We start from the raw sequence: 22,085 nt of genomic DNA on the forward strand, positions 1-22,085 counted from the left end.
GGAATGCGGGTGTCGACCGGGCAGAGACTGCATCCAGCACCTGTGCGAGGCGCTGATTCGCCGGGCTTGGACAAGCGCCGGGACCGGTCCGCGGAAAGCGCGCGATTTTATCAGGCTTGCGACATAGCGGCCATCCCGCTGGAGGGGCGACGGCCGAAGCGGGTGATCGCCTGTGAGGATAGGGGAACTGTGAGCCGGCTCCCTGCCTGGCGGTTGCCGTGCCCAGGCCGCCTGTTTAAGGTGTAGCCCCTTATTTCGAATTTCATGGCCGGAAGCTCTGGCCTGCCTGCGAGAATCGACCATGCGCCTCATTTCCCGCTTCGTCATCCTGTGCTTCGCGTTGGCGGCTCTGCCCAGCCTGGCGGCGCCGCTCGGCGACCTGTACCAGGTGCGTGAGCCTGTCTCCGGCCAGCAGTCCGGAGGCCAGACCGAGGCGCTGCAGCGTGCCTTCGATACCTTGCTGTTGCGTCTGACCGGCGATGCCGAGGCTGCCAAGCAGCCGGCCGTCGCCGCGTTGCGCGAAGATCCGCAGCAACTGATCAGCAAGTACGGCTACGAGGACGAGCACATCGTCGTCGAATTCGACCCCGGCACCACCGAGCGCAGCCTGCGCCGTGCGGGCGTCTCGCTGTGGGGGGCGAACCGCCCGACGCTGCTGGCCTGGTGGCTGATCGAGCGCCCGGACGGAGCGCAGCTGGTCGGGGATGGCCAGGACAATGCCGCCATTTTGCGCGCCGCTGCGCAGCATCGCGGCCTGCCGCTGCGCCTGCCCCTGGCCGATCTGTCCGAGCAGTTGCTGGCAACGCCGCAGACCTTCGCCGGCGATGGCCGTGAAGCCCTGCGCGAGCCCTCCGAGCGCTACGATGCCGATGTCCTGCTGGCTGCCCATGCGCAGGAAACGGATGCCGGCTGGCAGGCCGAATGGAAGGTCTGGCTCGACGACGAGCAGCGCAGTGGCAAGGCCCAGGGCGAAAGCCCCGAGGCGCTGGCCGACGCGGTGATGCTGGCGGTCAGTCAGTACCTGGCGCCGCGCTACGTGGTTGCGCCCGGCGCGGCGTCGGACATCACCCTGGAAATCCTCGGCGCCGATGTGGCGCGTTTCGCCGAGCTGGAGCGCTTGCTTGAACCGTTCGGCGGCCGTTTGCTGCGGGTGGACAGCGATCGTCTGGTCTATCGCGTGAACGCCAGCCCCGAGCAGTTGCGTGCGCAGCTGTCGCTGGCGCGCCTGCAGGAAGTGACGGCCGACGAGCTGCCGCTGGATGCCGAACAGCCCCTGCCTGGCCCTGACGAAACGGGCAGCCCGGCCAGCGAGCCGCCGGCGCCTCGAGAGGAGCCCGGTACAGTGTTGCGCTACCGCTGGTGATCGCTGTTCCCGTATCGCTCCGTTCCGCAAGCAAGGGCTTGACCCATGACCATCACTGATTCGAATCGCTGGCTCTGGCTGGCCGGGCTGCTGCTGTGCGTCTGGCTGGTGTATCTGCTGACGCCGATCCTGACGCCCTTTCTGATCGGCACGCTGCTGGCCTACCTGGGCGATCCGCTGGTCGACCGCCTGGAGCGCTGGCGGCTTTCGCGTACCTGGGGCGTGATCGCGGTGTTCGGTCTGTTCAGCCTGTTGCTGCTGTTGATGCTGCTGGTGTTGCTGCCGATGCTCGGCAAGCAGTTGTTGCACCTGTACCAGCTGGCGCCGCTGGCGCTGGACTGGCTGCAGCAGCAGGCACTGCCCTGGGTGCAGGCGCAGTTCGGGCTGGAAGAGGACTTCTGGCGTTTCGACCAGCTCAAGGCCGCGTTTTCCGCGCACCTGGGCAGCACCACCGACGTGCTCGGAATGGTCCTCAGCCGGGCCACCGCCTCCAGCCTGGCGCTGCTGGCGTGGATCGGCAATCTGCTGCTGATACCCGTGGTGAGCTTCTATCTGCTGCGTGACTGGGACCTGATCATGGCCAAGCTGCGCAGCCTGCTGCCACGCCGGCGCGAAGGCATGGTGGTACGCCTGATGAGCGAATGCCATGAGGTGATCGGCGCCTTCCTGCGCGGCCAGCTGCTGGTGATGCTGGCCCTGGCGGTCATCTATGCGAGCGGCCTGATGCTGGTAGGGCTGGAACTCGGCCTGCTGATCGGCGTGCTGGCCGGGCTGGCCAGCATCGTGCCCTACATGGGCTTCGTCGTCGGCATCGGCGCGGCGGTGGTGGCGGTGCTGTTCCAGTTCGGCCTGGACCCCTATCCGCTGCTGGGGGTGGCCGCGGTGTTCACGGTCGGGCAGATGCTCGAGGGCATGCTGCTGACGCCGCTGCTGGTGGGCGACCGTATCGGCCTGCATCCGGTGGCGGTGATCTTCGCGGTGCTCGCCGGCGGCCAGCTGTTCGGTTTCACTGGTGTGCTGCTGGCGTTGCCGGTGGCGGCGGTGATCATGGTTCTGCTGCGCCACGTGCACGATCTGTATAAACTCTCGGACCTTTATGCCGAGCCTGCCGGCGCGCCGGCCGAACCACCCAGCCAGCCATGAAACCCATCCAGCTCCCCCTGGGCGTCCGCCTGCGCGACGACGCCACCTTCGCCAACTTCTATCCTGGCGCCAACGCCGCGGCGCTCGGCTATGTCGAGCGCCTGTGCTCGCCTGCCGCGGGCTGGTCCGATGAGTTGATCTATCTCTGGGGGCAGGCCGGGGTTGGCCGTAGCCACCTGCTCCAGGCAGCTTGCCTCAGGGTGGAGGAGCGCGGCGAACTGGCGGTCTATCTGCCGTTGGCCGAGGTGGCCGAGTACGGCCCGGCGCTGCTGGACAATCTCGAGCAGAGCGAGCTGGTGTGCCTGGACGATCTCGACGCGGTGGCGGGCGACCCGGTGTGGGAGGAGGCGCTGTTCCATCTGTTCAACCGCCTGCGCGATGCCGGCCGGCGCCTGCTGCTGGCTGCGGACGCGTCGCCGCGGGAGCTGGCGATCCAGTTGCCCGACCTCCAGTCGCGGCTGAGCCTGGCGCTGGTCTTCCAGCTGCAGCAGCTGTCCGACGAGGACAAGCTGCGCGCCCTGCAACTGCGCGCCTCGCGCCGCGGGCTGACCCTGCCGGACGACGTCGGCCGCTTCATCCTCACCCGTGGCGCGCGCAGCATGAACGCGCTGTTCGAATTGCTCGACCGGCTCGACCAGGCTTCGCTGCAGGCGCAGCGCAAGCTGACCATTCCCTTCCTCAAGGAAACCCTCGGCTGGTAGGGGCGGATCTCGCAGCGCCTTGTGCGGTTTTCGTAGCAGGCGCCGAGTCATGCCCGCGAGAGGCTTTCGCATCGGCGGCATTCGCGAGCATGGCCCGCGCCTACGGTGTGCGGGATCCGGCGTGTTTCAGCTTTCCCCCGCGGCCTTGCGTTCGTACTGATAACCCCAGCGGGTGTAGAGCAGGGCGGCGATGAACAGCGTCAGGCTGATCGTGGCTTGCAGCCAGCCATAGAGCATGCGCGCCGGGTCGATGGCGGCCAGTACGCCCTGGATGAAGTACAGGTTGACGATGAAGCAGGTCCAGGCGTGCGCGCGCGGGCTGCCGGCGATGATGCCGGGGGCGACCAGCAGCAGCGGGACCAGCTGGATGCTGAGTACCACCCAGGTACGGGCGCCGTGCAGGTCGGCGAAGGTCAGGTTCCAGACGACCAGCAATGTGGCCAGGCCGAGAAAGCTGGCAAGGCCGATCACACGACTGAGTTTGAGCCGGGGCTTGAGCCAGTCCAGGGAGGGCAGCGGTTTCGGCTTCTTAGCCACGGGGAGCCTCCAGGCGCTGGGCGGTTTGCGCCAGCCGCTGGCCAAGGGCTCGGCAGAGGGCGATTTCATGTTGATCGAGCAGGCGCTTGCCGTCGGCTCCGGCGTGATGGCTGGCGCCGTAGGGCGTGCCGCCGCCCCGGGTTTCCAGCAGGGCGTTTTCGCTGTAGGGCAGGCCGAGCACCAGCATGCCGTGATGCATCAGCGGCAGGAGCATCGATAGCAGGGTGCTTTCCTGGCCGCCGTGCAGGCTGGCGGTGGAGGTGAACACGCAGGCGGGTTTGCCCACCAGTTCGCCGGTGAGCCAGAGATTGCTGGTGCCGTCGAGAAAGTATTTCAGCGGGGCGGCCATGTTGCCGAAGCGCGTCGGGCTGCCGAGGGCCAGGCCGGCGCAGTTCTTCAGGTCGTCGAGGGTCGCATACGGCGCACCGGAGTCGGGAATCGCCGGGGCTACCGCCTCGCATTCCGTGGAAACCGCCGGGACCGTGCGCAGGCGTGCTTCCAGGCCGGTTAGCTCCACGCCCCGGGCAATCTGCCGGGCCATTTCCGCGGTGGCGCCGTTCCGGCTGTAGTACAGCACTAGAATGTAAGCGCCGCTCACGGCAGGATCTCCAGCACTTTTTCCGGCGGTCGGCCGACGATCGCCTTGTCGCCGGCGATCAGGATGGGGCGTTCGATCAGGCGAGGGTGCCCGGCCATGGCGTCGATGAGCTGTTCGTCGCTGAGGGCGGGATCGGCCAGGCCGAGGCTTTGGTACTCATCCTCGCCGGTGCGCAATAACTGCCTCGGTGCGAGGCCGAGCTTGTCCAGCAGGGCCTTGAGCTCGGCTGCGCTGGGCGGGGCTTCCAGATAGCGCACGATCTCGGGTTTCAGGCCGCGGGCCTCCAGGAGTTCCAGGGCGCCGCGCGATTTGGAACAGCGTGGGTTGTGATACAGGATGAGTTCGGTCATTGATAGTTGCGTCTCGCCGGTTGAGGTGGCCATTCTAACCCCCTTCGGGGTGCCGACCGAAATGCGGCGTCCCGGTTGGCCGGAAGGAACCATGCCCACCTGCTTGGGCCATATGACGGAGACCGCTTATCGGCCCCGTTCGTTTAAGGAGAACGGATGCAGCAGCGCATCGACAACATGCTGGAATTCGCCCGCTTCCTGGTCAGGCGCTTCCTGACCGATCAGGGGCCGCACAGCGCGGCGGCGCTGACCTATACCACGCTGTTCGCCGTGGTGCCGATGATGACCGTGACCTTCGCCATGCTGTCGGCAATTCCTGCGTTCAAGGGCGTCGGCGAGCAGATCCAGTTCTACATCTTCAACAATTTCATCCCTTCCACCGGGGCGGCCATCCAGGAATACCTGGTGGCCTTCACCAGCCAGGCGCGTCAGTTGACCTGGTTCGGCGTCGGTTTCCTGATGGCGACGGCACTGATGATGCTGCTGACCATCGAAAAGGCCTTCAACACCATCTGGCGGGTGCGCCAGCCGCGTAGAGGCGTGTCCAGCTTCCTGCTGTACTGGGCGATTCTCAGCCTGGGCCCGCTGTTGCTGGGAGCCGGGTTCGCCACCAGTACCTACATCGCTTCGCTGTCGCTGATTTCCGGCCCCAATGCGGTGATCGGTGTGGGCGCGGTCATCAAGATGATGCCGCTGCTGCTCAGCGTGGCGGCATTCACCCTGATCTACGCCGCGGTGCCGAACACCCGCGTACCGTTGCGCCATGCCTTGGTGGGCGGCGTGTTCACCGCGGTGCTGTTCGAGGCGGCGAAGCAGTTGTTCGGCCTGTACGTCAGCTTCTTTCCCAGCTACCAGCTGATCTATGGTGCCTTCGCCGCGGTGCCGTTGTTCCTGTTGTGGATCTATCTGTCGTGGATGATCGTGCTGTTCGGCGCCGAGCTGGTCTGCGGAATGTCGTCATCGCAGCAGTGGCGCCGCCGCCCCCTGCCGCGACTGCTGGTCATGCTGATGCTGCTGCGCAATCTGCATCAACGCCAGCAGGAGGGGCGCGAGCTTCGTCTGCATGATCTGCACAAGGCGGGACTGCGCCTGCCGGAGGACGAGTGGGATGAGATCCTCGAGTTCTTCGAGCGCGAGCAACTGGTCTGCCGTACGGGGGCGGGGGGCTGGGTGCTCTGTCGCGATCTCGCTCATTACAGCCTGGACCAGTTGCTGCGCAGCAATCCCTGGCCGCTCTCGGCGCGCGTGCAACTGCCCGATCAGCTCGACGAGCCGTGGTATCCGACGCTGCGTCGTTCGCTTGAGTTGCTGCAGAAGGAGCAAGCCAACCTGTTCGGTGGCAGCCTGGGCGACTGGCTGCAGGTGAACGGTGACAAAAATGGTCAGTAAGGGAGTGAATGCGTAGGCTTTTTGAGGCACTTTGCTATTACTGGCCGCGCGCCAGGCCGGTATGACGGGGTGCCGACCGGGTTTGCAGCGTATGGCACGCTTCTGGCTATGTCAGCCTTGCGACTGGAAAGGACAGCGTGATGAACGGTAAGCGCAGCACCATTGTTTATTTGCACCAGCGGGCGCCTGATGCCGCGCTCGCATCGTTGAACCGCCTCACTGGCCTGTGTTTCACTCAATGGCCCGAATCGCTTGTACAACGGGCAGGAACGCCGGATACGCAGCAGCCCATCGAGGGCGAGCCGCTGCCGAAGGCGAAAGGGATGAATAGCTGAGAGGTGTTCCGAGCGGATCGCCGCTTAGGCCTGGGCCGTTTTCCTGTCGGCTGCAACGGGCTCGACCGGATGCACGAACAGTTCATCCACGTTGATCGCCGTCACCGCAGCAGCGGGGCGCAGATGGACCTGCAGGTCTTCGATCTTGTGCCTGACCAGCAACCGGGCGACTCCCGAAAGCAGGATCTTGCCGGCAGCGTCGGTTCGTCCGTGATCTACCGCGGCTTCGCGCCGCTGCTGACCATCGCGGTACTTGACCACTAGCGATACCGATAGCCCCCCATGGCCTTGCACTTGCAGCCAGCTGGCGACGTTGAACTCCGCTACGCGGCCTTCATACGAGGTCAGGGCGATGGTGGCTTGCTCGACAATGCGCGAGGGGACGGTACCGATCAGTTTGTCATGGAGTTTGGGCATGGCTTCGCTACTGGCTATCGGTGGTGGTGCCGAATTATAGGCAGTGCCGTTCCGGCAAAACTGTGCGCTTGAGCGCCGCCGTACGTGACCGGACTCGCAGATCGATGAAAATGCGCCGGTTCCTTGGCAGCTTTCCATGTCGGCGACGGAATGCGATGAAGCTCCGCGCCTGTGCCATGAACCTGGGGAAGCGGTATGCTGCCGCATCTGTGCCGTGGGGACCCATGACTATGACCAAACCGTTCGCTGCGTTGCTCGCTCTGCTCGCCTGCCTGTTGCTGGCCGGCTGCGAGGAGGATTGGGGCGTCGACCAGCACGGGCGTGCCGTTACCGGCACTCAGCTCGAGGGGCGCTGGCTGCTGATCAATTATTGGGCCGAGTGGTGCGCCCCCTGTCGTAGCGAGATTCCGGAGCTCAACGCGTTGGCCGAGACGCAGCCGGATATCGAGGTGCTTGGCGTCAACTTCGACGAACTGCGCGGCGAGGAGCTGGCCCAGGCCGCCGAGGCGCTGGGGATTCGTTTCCGCGTGCTCAGCGACGATCCGGCCGAGCGCCTGCAGCTTCCGCGCAGCGCCGTATTGCCGGTGACCTATCTGGTGGACGGGGACGGTCAGGTGCGCGAGCGCCTGGTGGGCGAACAGACCGCCGAGGGTATTGCCGGGCACCTGGCGAGGCTGAAAGGAGGCTAGCCCTCGCTACTTCGTGCGCTGGGGCTGGCCCCAACCCAACTCCCAACCCAACTACGGTTGCGATGGTGCGTAGGTTTGGGTTGAGGCACGTAGTGCCGAAGCCCAACGTTGCAGGTGAGATGCATGCCGACGTGATGGCCGATACTCCGCTCGTTGGGCTTCGCTTCGCTCAACCCAACCTACGATTGTGCGATGGTGCGTAGGTTGGGTTGAGGCACGTAGTGCCGAAGCCCAACGTTGCAGGTGAGGTACATGCCGACGTGGTGGCCGATACGCCGCTCGTTGGGCTTCGCTTCGCTCAACCCAACCTACGATTGTGCGATGGTTCATAGGTTGCGGCTTCGGCGCATGGCGCCGAAGCCCCGCACGCGTTTACGGCCTGACGTACCAGAAATCCTGCCAGAAGCCGATCACCTTCGCCGGGTAACGATTCTTGCCCAGGCTGCCGTTGTAGCGCGCCAGCGCCCGGTTGATGTCGCCGTTTTCCTTTCTCAGGTAGTAGCTGAGGATGGTGCAGCCGTAGCGCAGGTTGGTGGCGTTGTCGGTGAGGTTGTCCTGCGGGCGGCCCAGTTCCGCTTTCCAGAAGGGCATCACCTGCATCATCCCCTGGGCCCCGACGCTGGAAATGGCGAAGCGGTCGAAATGGCTCTCGGCATGAATCAGCGCCAATATCAGTTCGGGCTTCAGACCGGCTCTGCTCGCCTCGCCATGAACCAGCCTGAGCAGTGTCAGGCGTTCCTCCGCGCTGGACAGATAGGGTTCGAGCCGCCCGGACATGTCGACCAGCCAGACTTCGGCATCGAAGCGATCCTGAAAGCTGTCCGCCTCGGCCACGGTACGTTGCAGCAGCTCGCGTAGCTCGGGTTCCGGGGCCTGGCGGATGCTGGCTGCCGCGGGAAGCGCGACGGCCAGCAGCACTGGCAGCAGGAAATCGCGCACCCTCATCGGGCTTCAGTTCCCGCGGTCGGCGCCCAGGGTGGCACCGTCGAGCAGGCTGCGCAGGAATTGCTGCTGCAGCTCCGGGTCGTTGCGAGTCAGCTCGATCAGGCTTTGCTCGAGTTCGCTGGCTTCTTCCTCCAGGCCCAGTTCGGACAGGCGTTTGACCCGATGCACCCATTGCGCCACGTCGTCGCCCTCGAGGTCGTCGAAGATCAGCTCATGCGCTTCCTGCAGTTTGCCGCGCAGCTTGTGGCTGACCAGCAGGGCCGCGTCGGCCCGGGTGCCATCCTGCTGATCCTCGACGCTCAACAGCAGCTTGCCCACCTGGGTGATGTCCTGGTCGGCGAAGGTCCCATCGAGCAGGTTCAGGCGCAGAACGCCGTTGCGGTCGGTGGCGAGTTCGTGGGTATTCGGACCGGCGACGACGGTGACCGGGCGTTCGGCCCATGGCAGGCTGGAGTATTCGAGTCTCGCATCCCGACGCTGCTCGTCGAGGCTGGCAAGGTTTTGCTGGGAGCGGCCGTTGGATTCGACATTCATGAACGGGTTGATGCCGGCGAAGCCGTAACTGATCCAGTCGCGCGTGGCGCTCTCCGGTATGTTGCCGAGCATCACCACGTTGAGCACGTTGGCGCCGATTCCGGCGACCACCGCGACCACGCCCAGGGGGATTTCATACAGCTCGCGCCAGGGCTGGTAGGGGGTGTAGCGATCATAGCGACGGGTGACCTCGAAATCGGTGACTTCGAAGGTCTTCTGTTCCTGAACCCGAATGCGGCGCTGGGGCAGTTCCAGTACCTGCGGCTCACCGAGCTCGATGCGCAGGCTGTGGTCGAGCAACGTACGTTCGGTGCGCGCCTCGTATTCGCTGCGTTGCGGCAGGTGGTTGGCGCAGCCGCCAAGAAGAAGCGCCGCGCAAAGCGCGGCGCCGGTTGAAGCGACTACATGTCGGTTGAGCATGATTTCCGGTCAGCGATGAACACGCGAATTGATGAAGGGCAGAATGTCGGCAGCGGCGACGGCCTGTGGCTGGGCGTCTCGACGGTGCTTGTACTCCAGGGTGCCGTCGGCCAGCCCGCGATCGCTGATGACGATGCGGTGCGGAATGCCGATCAGCTCCATGTCGGCGAATTTGACGCCCGGACTGGTCTTCTTGTCACGGTCATCGAGCAGGACTTCATAGCCGGCTGCGATGAGCTCGGCATACAGCTTGTCGGTCGCCTCGCGAACCGCTTCGGTCTCGTACTTCATCGGGACCAGCGCGATCTGGAAGGGCGCCAGGGCGTCCGGCCAGAGAATGCCGCGTTCGTCGTAGTTCTGCTCGATGGCGGCGGCGACCACGCGGGACACGCCGATGCCGTAGCAGCCCATGATCAGCGTCACCGGCTTGCCGTTCTCGCCCATCACCTGGCAGTTCATGGCTTCGCTGTACTTGGTGCCGAGCTGGAAGATGTGCCCGACTTCGATGCCGCGCTTGATCACCAGGCTGCCCTGGCCGTCCGGGCTCGGGTCGCCGGCGACGACGTTGCGCAGATCGGCGACCTGCGGCAACGGCAGGTCGCGCTCCCAGTTCAGGCCGAAGTAGTGCTTGTCGTCGATGTTGGCGCCGGCGCTGAAATCGCTCATCAGGGCGACCGAGCGATCGATGACGCAGGGAATCGGCAGGTTCAGCGGCCCCAGCGAGCCGGGACCCGCGCCGATCGCGGCGCGAATTTGCGCATCGGAGGCGAATGCCAGCGGGCTGGCGACCTGTTCCAGGTTGGCGGCCTTGATCTCGTTCAGCTCATGGTCGCCACGCACGATCAGGGCGACCAGCTGGCCTTCCTCGACGCCCTGTACCACCAGCGTCTTGATGGTCTTCTCGATCGGCAGGCCGAACTGCTCGACCAGCTCGATGATGGTCTTGGCGTTCGGCGTGTCGACCAGGCGCAGCTCTTCGCTGGCGGCCGCACGCTCGCGCTCGCGCGGGATGGCCTCGGCCTTCTCGATGTTGGCGGCATAGTCGGAGCTGTCGCTGAAGGCGATATCGTCTTCACCGGACTCGGCCAGCACGTGGAATTCATGGGAGCCGGTGCCGCCGATGGAGCCGGTGTCGGCCTGCACCGGGCGGAAGCCCAGGCCCAGGCGGGTGAAGATATTGCAGTACGCCGTGTGCATGCGGTCGTAGGTTTCCTGCAGCGACGCCTGGGAAAGGTGGAAGGAGTAGGCGTCCTTCATCAGGAATTCGCGCCCACGCATCAGGCCGAAGCGCGGACGGATCTCGTCGCGGAACTTGGTCTGGATCTGGTAGAAGTTGATCGGCAGCTGCTTGTAGCTGTTCAGCTCGTTGCGCGCCAGGTCGGTAATGACCTCTTCGTGGGTCGGGCCGACACAGAATTCGCGATCATGGCGGTCCTTCAGGCGCAGCAGCTCGGGGCCGTACTGCTCCCAGCGGCCGGACTCCTGCCACAGTTCGGCCGGCTGAATGGCCGGCATCAATACTTCCAGGGCGCCGGCCTTGTTCATCTCCTCGCGGACGATGGCCTCGGCCTTGCGCAGGGCGCGCAGCCCCATCGGCATCCAGGTATACAGACCGGAAGCCAGCTTGCGAATCATCCCGGCACGCAGCATCAACTGGTGACTGATGACCACTGCATCGGATGGAGTTTCTTTGAGGGTCGAGAGCAGGAACTGACTGGTGCGCATGTGGCCGTTATGTCCTTGCAGAGGCTGGAATTTGGCTCGGCATTGTACGGCGCGCGGGGTGCGGCGTACAGGATGCGGGAAGGCGCTTGACAGGATGGTGAAACGAAAGAGCCCGGCTTGCGCCGGGCTCCGCCCTTGCATCGATACGTCTGGGCGCCTGGGTTACAGGATGCTCAGCGGGTATTCGATGAATGCGCGGATCTCGTTCAGGTCCGGGCTGTAGTAGTCACGCATGTCGCTGTTGGAGCGATAGATCGAGTTGCGCAGTTTCAGCGACAGGTCCTTCACCGGACCGCTCTGGACTACATACTGGATCTGGTTGAAGAACTCGCGTTCCTTGCCTTCGCCGGTGCCGGTATCGACATTGTCGCCGTAGACATAGGCGGTTTTCCAGAACAGCCCCGGAACGCCGTAGCCGCTGAAGTCCAGCTCGTAGCTGGCTTGCCAGGAGCGCTCGTCCTTGGAGTTGAAGTCGGAATAGTAGGAGTTGGCTACCCAGATGGAGCTGCCGCCATCGCCGATGTCATATTCATAGTTGCCGTCGCCGGTCACGCGCTGATGGGCGAGGATAAAGGCATGCGCGCCAACGGAGTACTTGGCCGACAGGCTCCAGATCGTGGTGTCCTGGGTCTCGCCAAAAGCTCGCTTGTCGTACTTGTTGTCGTAGATGTTGAAGTCGAAGGCAAGCGATTGATCACCGAAGGGCATTACGTAGTTAACGTTTGCATACTTCTTCTTGGCGATATCTTCGTTGTCGGCGTAATACAGCGAGGCGCTCAGATTGTCGGTGAAGGCATAGGTACCGCCGACAACATCGATGCTCTTGAGCGTCAGGTCGAGATAGTTGAGCGAGTCGCGGCTCGAGGACTGCATTGCACTATCGGCGGTGAAGCGGCCGGCGTTCAGTTCCAGGCCTTCGATCTCGTTGCTGGTGATCAGCGTGCCGGTGAAGGACTCGGGCAGCAGACGGGAGTCGTCATAGGCAAGAACCGGCAGCGACGGGAACTGGTTACCGTACTTGATCACGGTATTGGAGAACTGCACTTTTACCGCGGCGCCAGCCTGGGACAGGTCGCGTTCAGGGTCGCCATCGGAATCGCGCTCGAACATGGCGCCATAGGTGTGGCCACGGCCACCGTCGAGACGAACGCCAAGAATGCCGTAGGCATCGACACCTACGCCAACGGTGCCTTGGGTGAAGCCCGATTCGAAGGTGGTGATGAAGCCTTGACCCAGGCTCCTGGCATCTGCGGTGCCGTCCTTGTAATCGCGGTTGAAGTAGGTGGTGCGCAGCAGCAGATCAAGATTTGCGTCTTCGACGAAGCCCTTGGCTTCCGATTGCTGGCTGGCGAATGCCATTTGGGAGGTGCCCGCCGCTACGGCCAGGGCGATTACGCTCCACTTCATCACTTTCATTGGTGATTGCTCCTTTGGTTTTAAACGGTGCTTACTCTTTCGCCCGTGAGCGAAAAAGATGCAACTTCTTGGGTTCCGATCAGGCTTTTATCAGATAGAGAGCTGTGCTCAGCATAAAGCCACTCAGAGAATGTACTGTTTAGCTCTAGTCGTGCGCTAGAGCAAGCAGCGCTTTATCTGCTGTGGCGTTTTGAAGCCGTGTTCGCGAAGAACTCAGCAAGAAACGTACTCAAATTGAAAATAGCGTTTTTTGCGGGTTTCCCCAGGGTTTTGATCGGGCGAGCGCACTTGAATGGGGCGTGTGATCGGCTCTGCTGCGCTTCATTGGTGCGGCTGCCGGTGGGTTCTTGTCGCGCCGCAGGCATGGGGTATCCTTTCGTGATCGGGGCAGCGCTGCCTGCGCTGTTCGTATTTTTATGTCGAACGGGAGAGCCCTATGTTCGTTCTCGATTCACGCCTGGAGCAGGATACCTTGCCGCTGGGTGACTTTCCGCTCTGCCGGTTGCTGTTGATGAACGATGCGCAGTACCCCTGGTTCATCCTGGTGCCGCGGCGTGAGGAGGTCAGCGAGTTGTTTCAGCTCGATGCCGCGGATCAACAGGCCCTGTGGCGGGAAACCACCTCGCTGGCCGAGACGCTGAAGGACACCTTCGGTGCGGACAAGATGAACATCGCGACGCTCGGCAATGTAGTCGGGCAGTTGCATATGCATGTCATCGCCAGGCGTCGGAGCGATGCGGCATGGCCGGCGCCGGTCTGGGGCCGGCAGCCGGCGAAGCCTTATAGCGCCGAGCAAGTGGCGGCCATTCGGGAAAAGCTCAGGCTGGTACTGACCGATCACTTCCGTTTTGGAGAATGACTATGGATCTGGAGTCGCGTGTGGCCGATCTGGAGGCTCGTCTGGCGTTTCAGGACGATACGATCCAGACCTTGAACGACGTATTGGTCGACCAGCAGCGGGTCATCGAGCGCATGCAGTTGCAGATGGGCGCATTGGCCAGGCGCCAGGAGGAAATGCAGAGCACGCTGGATGCGGGCGAGGATGAGGCGCCGCCGCCGCATTATTGAGTGGCGGGGCCAAGGACTTGGACGGCGGGGTCGCGAACGCACAGGCTTGCCTGAAGCGCCTGGCTAACAGCCACTGTTCGAGCGGTCGGCGCTCTCGGGTAGCTGGCGCTGAGCGCAGCGAAGCCCAACAGGCACGGGTTTGGTGTGTTGGGCTTCGTCGCTTCGCTCCTCAACCCAACCTACGCCCGACCCAACCTGCGGCGCCGATGTAACAGGCAAATGCGGCATGGCCTTTTCGTAGGGTTCGCAATGCGCAGCGCCAGGCCTCGGCGCTGCGTGCTGTGCGTGGTGCGTCCTGCGGGTTGATCAGCGGCCAGGCTGCACGGGGATGACGTCCTCGGCCTGCAATCCCTTGTCGCGCATCATGATGGTGAATTCCACGCGCTGGCCTTCGACCAGTACGCGGTGCCCCTCGCCGCGAATGGCGCGAAAGTGTACGAACACATCGTCGCCGCTATCCCGCGAGATGAAGCCGAATCCTTTCGAGGTGTTGAACCATTTCACCGTGCCGGTCTCGCGACCGACGCTGGACGGCGTGCTTGCGCGCGTCCGCGCCGCGGGTTGCCCGCCGCTGACCTGGATCGTGGCCAGGTGCAGCAGTACCGCGACGAAGGCGAGCAGCAGGCTGGCCAGGGTGGCTGGTTGGCCGGCGATTTCCGGCAGCGGGGCGAGCAGGACGGCAGCCTGGAGTACGACTGCGAGTACCAGTAGCAAGGACACCGCGACGATTACCGGGCGGGTGCGGGCGTCAGCCAGCTGGGCGGAAGGGATGAACTGGGCATTCAGCAAACCGAGCATCAGCAGGCACAGGGCTTCGGGTTGTAGCAGGAGCGGCAGGCCGCCGCGCAGACTGGGTACAAATGACAACAGCAGGGCGATGGCGCCCGCCAGGACATGGACAATCTTAAGCATTCTTATAGGACTCACGGTTGATAACACGACAGGAAAAGCGGCAGTTACCGGAGCCTCGTGGTGGAGGGCTCGCCAGGCAGGAGCGAACACTGTCTGGCGAATCGCTGGCCCGGACTGCAGCGCGGCGTATTTAACAGCAAAGGGCGGGGCTGCTCAAATCAACGCCTGTGGCTGAAGGTGCCTTGGCGGCCGGGGCGGGAGCGGTTCGTCGCGGGGTGGCGTTGGTCGCGGGCAGGGCGGGGCGCTCGAGTGCGCCCCGTCCATCTTGCTCGACTGCTCAGGCGGCCAGCAGGCTGCGCAGCATCCAGGCGGTTTTTTCGTGGCTTTGCATGCGCTGGGTCAGCAGGTCCGCGGTCGGCTCGTCGCTGGTCTTGTCCAGCAGCGGGAAGATGCCGCGGGCGGTGCGCACGACCGCTTCCTGGCCTTCGACCAGCAGCTTGATCATTTCTTCGGCGGCAGGAACGCCTTCTTCTTCCTTGATCGAGGACAGGCGGGCATAGGCGGAGTAGGTGCCCGGTGCCGGGAACCCCAGGGCGCGGATGCGTTCGGCGATGTCGTCCACCGCCACTGCCAGTTCGGTGTACTGCGTCTCGAACATGGTGTGCAGGGTGTTGAACATCGGGCCGGTGACGTTCCAGTGGAAATTGTGGGTCTTCAGGTACAGGGTGTAGGTGTCGGCGAGCAGGCGGGACAGGCCTTCGGCGATGGCTGCGCGGTCCTGTTCGGCGATGCCGATGTTGATTTCCATGTGTTCTCTCCTGATGGGCTGGTGCGTAGGTCTGTTTCGCCGCGGGCGAAACGTCAACAGACCCGCTAGTTATGCCAGAAAAACGCCCCGCGTTGTGAAGCGATGCGGCCCCTGGGCTTGATATTCGTCAATAGGGAGGCGTGCCCTCGGGCAGAGTTCAATCATCGGCCCATGGTCAATCGCCTGATCGGCCGGGTCGACGGCTGCGCCGTGACGATTATGCGGATATAATCCCGCCCTTGTGCCCGGTGGCTCGACAGTCATGCTGCAGAGTCCGGCGGCATGGCGGGCAGCGACTGAATGCCCCGCGCGCGCAGGCACGGCTACGGTGCCGTCTGTCTGTCGCGGCTCGAGCGCCCCAACGAATTCAAGATACGAGAAGCGAACACCACCATGATGCGCAGCCACTATTGCGGCCAACTGAACGAAAGCCTGGACGGCCAGGAAATCACTCTTTGCGGCTGGGTCCATCGCCGTCGTGACCACGGCGGGGTGATCTTCCTCGATGTACGCGATCGTGAAGGCCTGGCCCAGGTGGTCTTCGACCCGGATCGCGCCGAGACCTTCGCCGCTGCCGACCGCGTGCGCAGCGAATACGTGATCAAGGTGACCGGCAAGGTGCGCCTGCGCCCCGCCGGTGCGGTCAACCCGAACATGGCGTCTGGTGCCATCGAGGTGCTGGGCTACGAGCTGGAAGTGTTGAACGATGCGGAAACCCCGCCGTTCCCGCTCAACGAATACAGCGATGTGGGTGAGGAAACCCGCCTGCGCTATCGCTTCATCGACCTGCGCCGCCCGGAGATGGCCGAGAAGCTCAAGCTGCGCTCGCGCATCACCGCCAGCATCCGCCGCTACCTGGACGAGAACGGTTTCCTCGACGTGGAAACGCCGATCCTCGGCCGCCCGACTCCCGAAGGTGCGCGTGACTACCTGGTGCCCAGCCGCACCCATGCCGGCAACTTCTTCGCCCTGCCGCAATCGCCGCAACTGTTCAAGCAGCTGCTGATGGTGGCCGGCTTCGACCGCTACTACCAGATCGCCAAGTGTTTCCGCGACGAAGATCTGCGTGCCGATCGCCAGCCGGAATTCACCCAGATCGACATCGAGACCAGCTTCCTCGACGAGGCGGACATCATCGGTATCACCGAAGGCATGATCCGCAAGCTGTTCAAGGAAGTGCTGGGCCTGGAGTTCGGCGAGTTCCCGCACATGCCGTTCGACGAGGCCATGCGCCGCTACGGCTCGGACAAGCCGGACCTGCGCATCCCGCTGGAGCTGGTTGACGTTGCCGACCAGCTGAATGCGGTCGAATTCAAGGTCTTCAGCGGTCCGGCCAACGATCCGAAGGGCCGCGTCGCCGCCCTGCGCGTACCGGGCGCGGCGAGCATGCCGCGCAGCCAGATCGACGACTACACCAAGTTCGTCGGCATCTACGGCGCCAAGGGGCTGGCCTACATCAAGGTCAACGAGCGCGCCAAGGGTGTCGAGGGCCTGCAGTCGCCGATCGTCAAGTTCATCCCCGAGGACAACCTCAGCGTGATCCTCGATCGCGTCGGCGCGGTGGACGGCGACATCGTGTTCTTCGGCGCCGACAAGGCGAAGATCGTGTCCGAGGCGCTGGGCGCGCTGCGCATCAAGCTCGGCCATGACCTCAAGCTGCTGACCTGCGACTGGGCGCCGCTGTGGGTGGTCGACTTCCCGATGTTCGAAGAGAACGACGACGGTTCGCTGAGTGCGCTGCACCACCCGTTCACCGCGCCCAAGTGCTCCCCGCAGGCGCTGGAGGCCGACCCGGCCGCCGCGCTCTCGCGCGCCTACGACATGGTGCTCAACGGCACCGAACTGGGTGGCGGTTCCATCCGTATCCACCGCAAGGAAATGCAGCAGGCGGTGTTCCGCATCCTCGGCATCGACGAGGCGGAACAGGAAGAGAAGTTCGGCTTCCTCCTCGATGCGCTGAAATACGGTGCGCCGCCGCACGGTGGCCTGGCCTTCGGCCTGGATCGCCTGGTGATGCTGATGACCGGCGCGCAGTCGATCCGCGAAGTGATCGCCTTCCCGAAAACCCAGAGCGCCGCGGACGTGATGACCCAGGCGCCGGGTGCGGTGGACAACAAGGCATTGCGCGAGCTGCACATCCGTCTGCGCGAGCAGCCCAAGGCGGAGTAAGCGCTATCCGGAGCCCGGTTCGGCCGGGCTCCTTCGCCTCGCGGCGCTGCTGCGTCGGGGCGAAACATGGCGATACCCGGGGTTGGGGCGCTGCCTCGGCCATGGTCGCAGGAGTTGCGGCCGGGTATCGGTCTTCGATCAGATAAGAAGTGGAGTGAGTTATGGCTGGTCATTCCAAATGGGCCAATATCAAGCACCGCAAGGAGCGCCAGGATGCCAAGCGGGGCAAGATTTTCACCAAGTTGATCCGCGAACTGACCGTGGCCGCCAAGCATGGCGGCGGCATTCCGGCGGACAACCCGCGTCTGCGCCTGGCCGTGGACAAGGCGCTGACCGCCAACATGACCCGTGACACCATCGACCGCGCCATCGCCCGCGGTGCCGGTTCCAGCGATGCCGACAACATGGTCGAGCTGAGCTACGAGGGCTACGCCCCCAGCGGCGTGGCGATCATCGTCGAGGCCATGACCGACAACCGCAACCGTACCGCCGCCGAAGTGCGCCATGCCTTCAGCAAGCATGGCGGCAACCTCGGTACCGATGGTTCGGTGGCCTACATGTTCGACCGCAAGGGGCAGATCAGCTATGCCCCGGGCGTCGACGAGGATGCGTTGATGGAGGCTGCGCTGGAGGCGGGAGCCGACGATGTGGTCAGCCAGGACGACGGTTCGGTCGAGATCTATACCAGCTTCGCCGATTTCCTCGCGGTCAACGAGGCGCTGACCGAAGCGGGGTTCAAGGGCGACGAGGCCGAGGTGGCGATGGTCCCGTCGATCGCGGCACCGATCACCGATGTCGAGACGGCACAGAAGGTGCTGCGCCTGATCGATGCGCTGGAAGATCTGGACGACGTGCAGAACGTCTACCACAACGCCGAGATTTCCGACGAGATCATGCAGCAACTGGGCTGAGCCGTCGGATGTTGAAAAGACCGGGAGTCGCCTGTGCGCTTCCGGTTTTTTTATGGCGCCGAATGGGTCGCTCATGGCGCATCATGTGACGGCGCCGGTGGCGTTGCGGGTGGCGCCTCCGTATACTCGCTCACTGGATAAATAGACAGCACGGCCACGGCATGACGCTGATTTTGGGAATCGACCCCGGCTCGCGGATCACCGGCTATGGCGTGGTGCGCGATACCGGCCGCGGTTGCGAGTACGTCGCCTCCGGCTGCATTCGCACCGGCAGCGGCGAATTGGCCGAGCGGCTGCAGGCGGTGTTCTGCGGCGTCAGTGAAGTGATTCGGAGCTACGGCCCGGTGACCATGGGTATCGAGCAGGTGTTCATGGCGCGCAACGCCGATTCGGCGCTCAAGCTCGGCCAGGCGCGAGGCGCCGCCATCGTCGCCGGTGCCGAGGCGGGCCTGCAGATCGCCGAGTACACCGCCACCCAAGTCAAGCAGGCCATCGCCGGCACGGGCGGCGCGGACAAGCAGCAGGTGCAGATGATGGTCATGCACCTGCTCAAGCTGGTGCAGAAACCGCAGATCGACGCCTCCGATGCCCTGGCCATCGCCCTGTGCCATGCGCATCACCGGCAGAGCCTGATCCCTCATGGGCTGGTCGGCGCCAAGCGGCGCGGCGGGCGTCTGCGGCTGTAGTCGTCATCGTCCGCCATGGGCCGCACGTTGGACGCGGGATCACATGTAGGCGCGGGCCATGCCCGCGATTCGCGCGCATGGCGCGCTCCTACGAAGTAATCTCTGCCTTCCGAAGGCGGAAACAATTCGATTGGCCGGGAGCAGGGGCTTCGCGGTCGTGGAGGAAGCGGGACTGTGATCGGACGTTTGCGTGGCACCCTGGCGGAGAAGCAGCCGCCGCACCTGATCCTTGATGTGAACGGCGTCGGCTACGAAGTCGAGGTGCCGATGACGACGCTCTATCGTCTGCCCGTCGCAGGCGAGCCGGTGACCCTGCATACCCATCTGGTGGTGCGCGAGGATGCACAGCTGCTCTATGGCTTCTTCGAGAAGCGCGAGCGCGAACTGTTTCGCGAGTTGATCCGCCTCAACGGGGTGGGGCCGAAGCTGGCGCTGGCGCTGATGTCCGGGCTCGAAGTGGACGAGCTGGTGCGCTGCGTACAAGCCCAGGACACCTCGGTGCTGGTCAAGATCCCGGGCGTCGGCAAGAAGACCGCCGAGCGCCTGCTGGTCGAACTCAAGGACCGCTTCAAGGCCTGGGAAAGCATGCCGGCCATTGCCACCTTCGTCGTGGAACCCAACAGCAAAACGGCAGTCTCAAGCGCCGAGAACGATGCGGTCAGCGCGCTGATCTCCCTGGGCTTCAAGCCGCAGGAGGCCAGCCGCGCGGTATCCGCCATACAGGAAGACGGTTTGAGCAGTGAAGAATTGATCCGCCGAGCCCTCAAGGGCATGGTGTAAGGCATGATCGAAGCCGATCGTCTTGTCACCGCCAGCAGTCGCGACCGCGACGAACAGCTGGACCGTGCCATCCGCCCGCTGAAGCTGGCCGACTACATCGGCCAGCCGGTCGTGCGCGAGCAGATGGACCTGTTCATTCGCGCCGCCAAGGGCCGCGGCGAGGCGCTCGACCACACCCTGATCTTCGGCCCGCCCGGGCTCGGCAAGACCACCCTGGCGAACATCATCGCCGAGGAAATGGGGGTGTCGATCAAGAGCACCTCGGGGCCGGTGCTCGAGCGTCCGGGCGATCTCGCCGCCTTGCTGACCAATCTCGAGGCCGGCGACGTGCTGTTCGTCGACGAGATCCATCGCCTCTCGCCGATCGTCGAGGAAGTGCTGTATCCGGCGATGGAGGACTTCCAGCTGGACATCATGATCGGCGAGGGGCCGGCGGCGCGCTCGATCAAGCTCGACCTGCCGCCGTTCACCCTGGTCGGGGCGACCACCCGCGCCGGCATGCTGACCAACCCGCTGCGCGACCGTTTCGGCATCGTCCAGCGCCTGGAGTTCTACTCCACCGAGGACCTGGCGAGCATCGTCAGCCGCTCCGCCGGCATCCTCGGGCTGCCCACCGAGCCCGAGGGCGCCTTCGAGATCGCGCGGCGTGCGCGCGGCACGCCGCGGATCGCCAACCGCCTGCTGCGGCGGGTGCGGGATTTCGCCGAAGTGCGTGGCAAGGGCGAGATCACCCGGCAGATCGCCGACCTGGCCTTGAACATGCTGGACGTCGACGAGCGTGGCTTCGATCATCAGGATCGTCGTCTGCTGCTGACGCTGATCGAGAAGTTCGATGGCGGGCCGGTGGGCGTCGACAGCCTGGCGGCGGCGATCAGCGAGGAGCGACATACCATCGAGGACGTGCTCGAGCCCTACCTGATCCAGCAGGGCTACATCATGCGCACCCCGCGTGGGCGCGTGGTGACGCGGCATGCCTATCTGCATTTCGGTCTGAACCTGCCGAAGCGCATGAACGATGCCCCGATGCCGGACCTGTTCGGCGACGACATGGTTTGAAGAAAATTTTGTTCTCTTACCCGATTGGCATTTACAGGGCCGAGCACTAGTATGCGCGCGCAAGCCGGAGCTGAAATCTTCACCCACCGCTGTCGAGTCTATTACGAGGACACCGATGCGGGCGGCATTGTCTACTACGTCAACTACCTCAAATTCATGGAGCGAGCTCGTACCGAGCGGTTGCGCAGCCTGGGATTCGCCCAGTCGCAGCTGGCCGGCGAGGACTTGCTGTTCGTCGTGCATTCATGCCAGGCGCGCTACTTCGCGCCGGCGCGCCTGGACGACGAGTTGCTGGTGAGCGCCGAGGTGGTCGAGCTGAGTCGTGCCAGCCTGCGTTTTCGTCAGCAGGTTCGCCGCGCGGTGGATGACGTGTTGCTGTGTGAAGGGCAGGTGCTGGTGGCCTGCGTGCGTGCCGAAAGTTTGAAACCCCGAGCCATTCCCGAAGCGCTGCGCACAGCCTTCGCCGGCGCGGGTCTATCCCCTGCAGGAGAGTGAGCGTGGAAGCCAACGTCGACCATATGTCCATGTGGAGCCTGATCAGCAACGCCAGCTTCGTGGTGCAGCTGGTCATGCTGATCCTCGTCGCCGCATCGGTGACCTCGTGGATTCTGATTTTTCAGCGCGGCAACATGCTGCGCGCCGCGAAGCGGTCGCTGGATGCGTTCGAGGAGCGTTTCTGGTCGGGCATCGACCTGTCCAAGCTCTATCGCCAGGCTGGCAGCAATCCGGACCCGGATTCGGGGGTCGAGCAGATCTTCCGTGCCGGGTTCAAGGAGTTCTCCCGCCTGCGCCAACAGGCGGGCGTCGATCCCGATGCGGTGATGGATGGCGTCAACCGTGCCATGCGCGTGGCCATCTCGCGCGAGGAGGAGAAGCTCGAGCAGAGCCTGCCGTTCCTCGCCACCGTCGGTTCCACCAGTCCCTACATCGGCCTGTTCGGCACCGTCTGGGGGATCATGAACTCCTTCCGCGGGCTGGCCCAGGTCCAGCAGGCGACCCTGGCGACCGTCGCCCCCGGTATCGCCGAGGCCCTGATCGCTACCGCGATCGGCCTGTTCGCCGCGATTCCCGCGGTCATCGCCTATAACCGCTTCGCAGCGCGTGGCGAGATGCTCATCGGTCGCTACTACACCTTCGCCGACGAGTTCCAGGCCATCCTTCATCGCAAAGTCCACACCACCGAAGACTGAGGC

25 protein-coding genes are annotated in these 22,085 nt (G+C 64.3%); 15 read left to right on the forward strand and 10 right to left on the reverse strand.

Annotated elements, in window-relative coordinates; translation table 11 throughout:
* The first annotated feature begins 301 nt into the window (after positions 1–301).
* The 3 genes from CXK94_RS14815 to hda are packed head-to-tail and all read left to right on the forward strand — an operon-like array spanning position 302 to position 3,207.
* Entirely contained in the window at positions 302–1,363 is a 1,062-nt protein-coding gene (locus CXK94_RS14815) for a DUF2066 domain-containing protein (RefSeq protein ID WP_102894938.1), read from the forward strand.
* Between the two features lie 45 nt (positions 1,364–1,408).
* Complete coding sequence (locus tag CXK94_RS14820) at positions 1,409–2,506, forward strand: AI-2E family transporter (protein WP_102894939.1); 1,098 nt, start codon at positions 1,409–1,411, stop codon at positions 2,504–2,506.
* Positions 2,503–3,207, forward strand: a complete 705-nt coding sequence (gene hda / locus CXK94_RS14825; RefSeq protein ID WP_102894940.1) for a DnaA regulatory inactivator Hda — start codon at positions 2,503–2,505, stop codon at positions 3,205–3,207. The genes CXK94_RS14820 and hda overlap by 4 nt, the downstream gene beginning before the upstream one ends.
* 126 nt (positions 3,208–3,333) lie before the next feature.
* Here the strand turns inward: hda and CXK94_RS14830 are convergent, their stop codons facing one another.
* The 3 genes from CXK94_RS14830 to arsC are packed head-to-tail and all read right to left on the reverse strand — an operon-like array spanning position 3,334 to position 4,692.
* The gene (locus tag CXK94_RS14830) at positions 3,334–3,744 is read right to left on the reverse strand and encodes a DUF2069 domain-containing protein (RefSeq protein ID WP_102894941.1); all 411 of its coding nucleotides are present in this window, start codon (positions 3,742–3,744) and stop codon (positions 3,334–3,336) included.
* Positions 3,737–4,342, reverse strand: coding sequence for an NAD(P)H:quinone oxidoreductase (gene wrbA, locus CXK94_RS14835; RefSeq protein WP_102894942.1), 606 nt, complete (start codon positions 4,340–4,342; stop codon positions 3,737–3,739). The genes CXK94_RS14830 and wrbA overlap by 8 nt, the downstream gene beginning before the upstream one ends.
* Entirely contained in the window at positions 4,339–4,692 is a 354-nt protein-coding gene (gene arsC / locus CXK94_RS14840) for an arsenate reductase (glutaredoxin) (RefSeq protein WP_102894943.1), read from the reverse strand. The genes wrbA and arsC overlap by 4 nt, the downstream gene beginning before the upstream one ends.
* Before the next feature lie 156 nt (positions 4,693–4,848).
* Here arsC and CXK94_RS14845 point away from each other — a divergent pair, with 156 nt between their 5' ends.
* A complete protein-coding gene (locus tag CXK94_RS14845; RefSeq protein WP_102894944.1) occupies positions 4,849–6,081 on the forward strand; it encodes a virulence factor BrkB family protein in 1,233 nt (410 codons plus the stop codon).
* A 140-nt stretch (positions 6,082–6,221) separates the two neighbouring features.
* Entirely contained in the window at positions 6,222–6,416 is a 195-nt protein-coding gene (locus CXK94_RS14850) for a hypothetical protein (RefSeq protein ID WP_102894945.1), read from the forward strand.
* Between the two features lie 24 nt (positions 6,417–6,440).
* Here the strand turns inward: CXK94_RS14850 and CXK94_RS14855 are convergent, their stop codons facing one another.
* Positions 6,441–6,833: a hypothetical protein gene (locus tag CXK94_RS14855; RefSeq protein WP_037038286.1), complete on the reverse strand. Its 393-nt coding sequence runs from the start codon at positions 6,831–6,833 to the stop codon at positions 6,441–6,443.
* A 230-nt stretch (positions 6,834–7,063) separates the two neighbouring features.
* On the opposite strand from CXK94_RS14855, the gene CXK94_RS14860 reads away from it, so the two are divergent.
* On the forward strand, positions 7,064–7,522 hold the full coding sequence (locus CXK94_RS14860; RefSeq protein WP_037038287.1) for a TlpA family protein disulfide reductase: 459 nt from the start codon (positions 7,064–7,066) through the stop codon (positions 7,520–7,522).
* A gap of 372 nt (positions 7,523–7,894) precedes the next feature.
* Here the strand turns inward: CXK94_RS14860 and CXK94_RS14865 are convergent, their stop codons facing one another.
* The 4 genes from CXK94_RS14865 to CXK94_RS14880 form a co-directional block, all read right to left on the reverse strand.
* Positions 7,895–8,467: a lytic transglycosylase domain-containing protein gene (locus tag CXK94_RS14865; RefSeq protein ID WP_102894946.1), complete on the reverse strand. Its 573-nt coding sequence runs from the start codon at positions 8,465–8,467 to the stop codon at positions 7,895–7,897.
* Positions 8,468–8,473: 6 nt separating this feature from the next.
* A complete protein-coding gene (locus CXK94_RS14870; protein WP_102894947.1) occupies positions 8,474–9,421 on the reverse strand; it encodes a hypothetical protein in 948 nt (315 codons plus the stop codon).
* Between the two features lie 9 nt (positions 9,422–9,430).
* Entirely contained in the window at positions 9,431–11,146 is a 1,716-nt protein-coding gene (locus CXK94_RS14875; RefSeq protein ID WP_102894948.1) for a proline--tRNA ligase, read from the reverse strand.
* A 162-nt stretch (positions 11,147–11,308) separates the two neighbouring features.
* On the reverse strand, positions 11,309–12,562 hold the full coding sequence (locus CXK94_RS14880; protein ID WP_102894949.1) for an OprD family porin: 1,254 nt from the start codon (positions 12,560–12,562) through the stop codon (positions 11,309–11,311).
* A gap of 436 nt (positions 12,563–12,998) precedes the next feature.
* On the opposite strand from CXK94_RS14880, the gene CXK94_RS14885 reads away from it, so the two are divergent.
* Positions 12,999–13,421: an HIT family protein gene (locus CXK94_RS14885; protein WP_037038293.1), complete on the forward strand. Its 423-nt coding sequence runs from the start codon at positions 12,999–13,001 to the stop codon at positions 13,419–13,421.
* Between the two features lie 2 nt (positions 13,422–13,423).
* Entirely contained in the window at positions 13,424–13,630 is a 207-nt protein-coding gene (locus CXK94_RS14890) for a SlyX family protein (RefSeq protein WP_037038294.1), read from the forward strand.
* Positions 13,631–13,936: 306 nt separating this feature from the next.
* Here CXK94_RS14890 and CXK94_RS22800 read toward each other — a convergent pair whose 3' ends face one another.
* On the reverse strand, positions 13,937–14,542 hold the full coding sequence (locus CXK94_RS22800; protein WP_102894950.1) for a cold-shock protein: 606 nt from the start codon (positions 14,540–14,542) through the stop codon (positions 13,937–13,939).
* A gap of 277 nt (positions 14,543–14,819) precedes the next feature.
* Positions 14,820–15,290 carry a Dps family protein gene (locus tag CXK94_RS14900; protein ID WP_037038296.1) on the reverse strand — a complete coding sequence of 157 codons (471 nt, stop codon included), beginning with the start codon at positions 15,288–15,290 and terminating at the stop codon, positions 14,820–14,822.
* Between the two features lie 393 nt (positions 15,291–15,683).
* Here CXK94_RS14900 and aspS point away from each other — a divergent pair, with 393 nt between their 5' ends.
* From aspS to tolQ, 7 genes are all read left to right on the forward strand, one after another.
* On the forward strand, positions 15,684–17,459 hold the full coding sequence (gene aspS, locus CXK94_RS14905; protein WP_102895035.1) for an aspartate--tRNA ligase: 1,776 nt from the start codon (positions 15,684–15,686) through the stop codon (positions 17,457–17,459).
* A 161-nt stretch (positions 17,460–17,620) separates the two neighbouring features.
* Complete coding sequence (locus CXK94_RS14910) at positions 17,621–18,370, forward strand: YebC/PmpR family DNA-binding transcriptional regulator (RefSeq protein ID WP_037038297.1); 750 nt, start codon at positions 17,621–17,623, stop codon at positions 18,368–18,370.
* A gap of 161 nt (positions 18,371–18,531) precedes the next feature.
* On the forward strand, positions 18,532–19,056 hold the full coding sequence (ruvC, locus tag CXK94_RS14915; RefSeq protein ID WP_037038299.1) for a crossover junction endodeoxyribonuclease RuvC: 525 nt from the start codon (positions 18,532–18,534) through the stop codon (positions 19,054–19,056).
* A gap of 174 nt (positions 19,057–19,230) precedes the next feature.
* Positions 19,231–19,836, forward strand: coding sequence for a Holliday junction branch migration protein RuvA (gene ruvA, locus CXK94_RS14920; protein ID WP_037038301.1), 606 nt, complete (start codon positions 19,231–19,233; stop codon positions 19,834–19,836).
* Positions 19,837–19,839: 3 nt separating this feature from the next.
* Complete coding sequence (ruvB, locus tag CXK94_RS14925) at positions 19,840–20,892, forward strand: Holliday junction branch migration DNA helicase RuvB (protein ID WP_037038303.1); 1,053 nt, start codon at positions 19,840–19,842, stop codon at positions 20,890–20,892.
* Between the two features lie 51 nt (positions 20,893–20,943).
* Positions 20,944–21,387, forward strand: a complete 444-nt coding sequence (ybgC, locus tag CXK94_RS14930) for a tol-pal system-associated acyl-CoA thioesterase (RefSeq protein ID WP_037038304.1) — start codon at positions 20,944–20,946, stop codon at positions 21,385–21,387.
* Between the two features lie 2 nt (positions 21,388–21,389).
* Complete coding sequence (gene tolQ, locus CXK94_RS14935; protein WP_102894951.1) at positions 21,390–22,082, forward strand: protein TolQ; 693 nt, start codon at positions 21,390–21,392, stop codon at positions 22,080–22,082.
* Positions 22,083–22,085: the final 3 nt, after the last annotated feature.

Source organism: Stutzerimonas stutzeri, from assembly GCF_002890915.1.
GTDB classification, from domain to species: domain Bacteria; phylum Pseudomonadota; class Gammaproteobacteria; order Pseudomonadales; family Pseudomonadaceae; genus Stutzerimonas; species Stutzerimonas stutzeri_AF.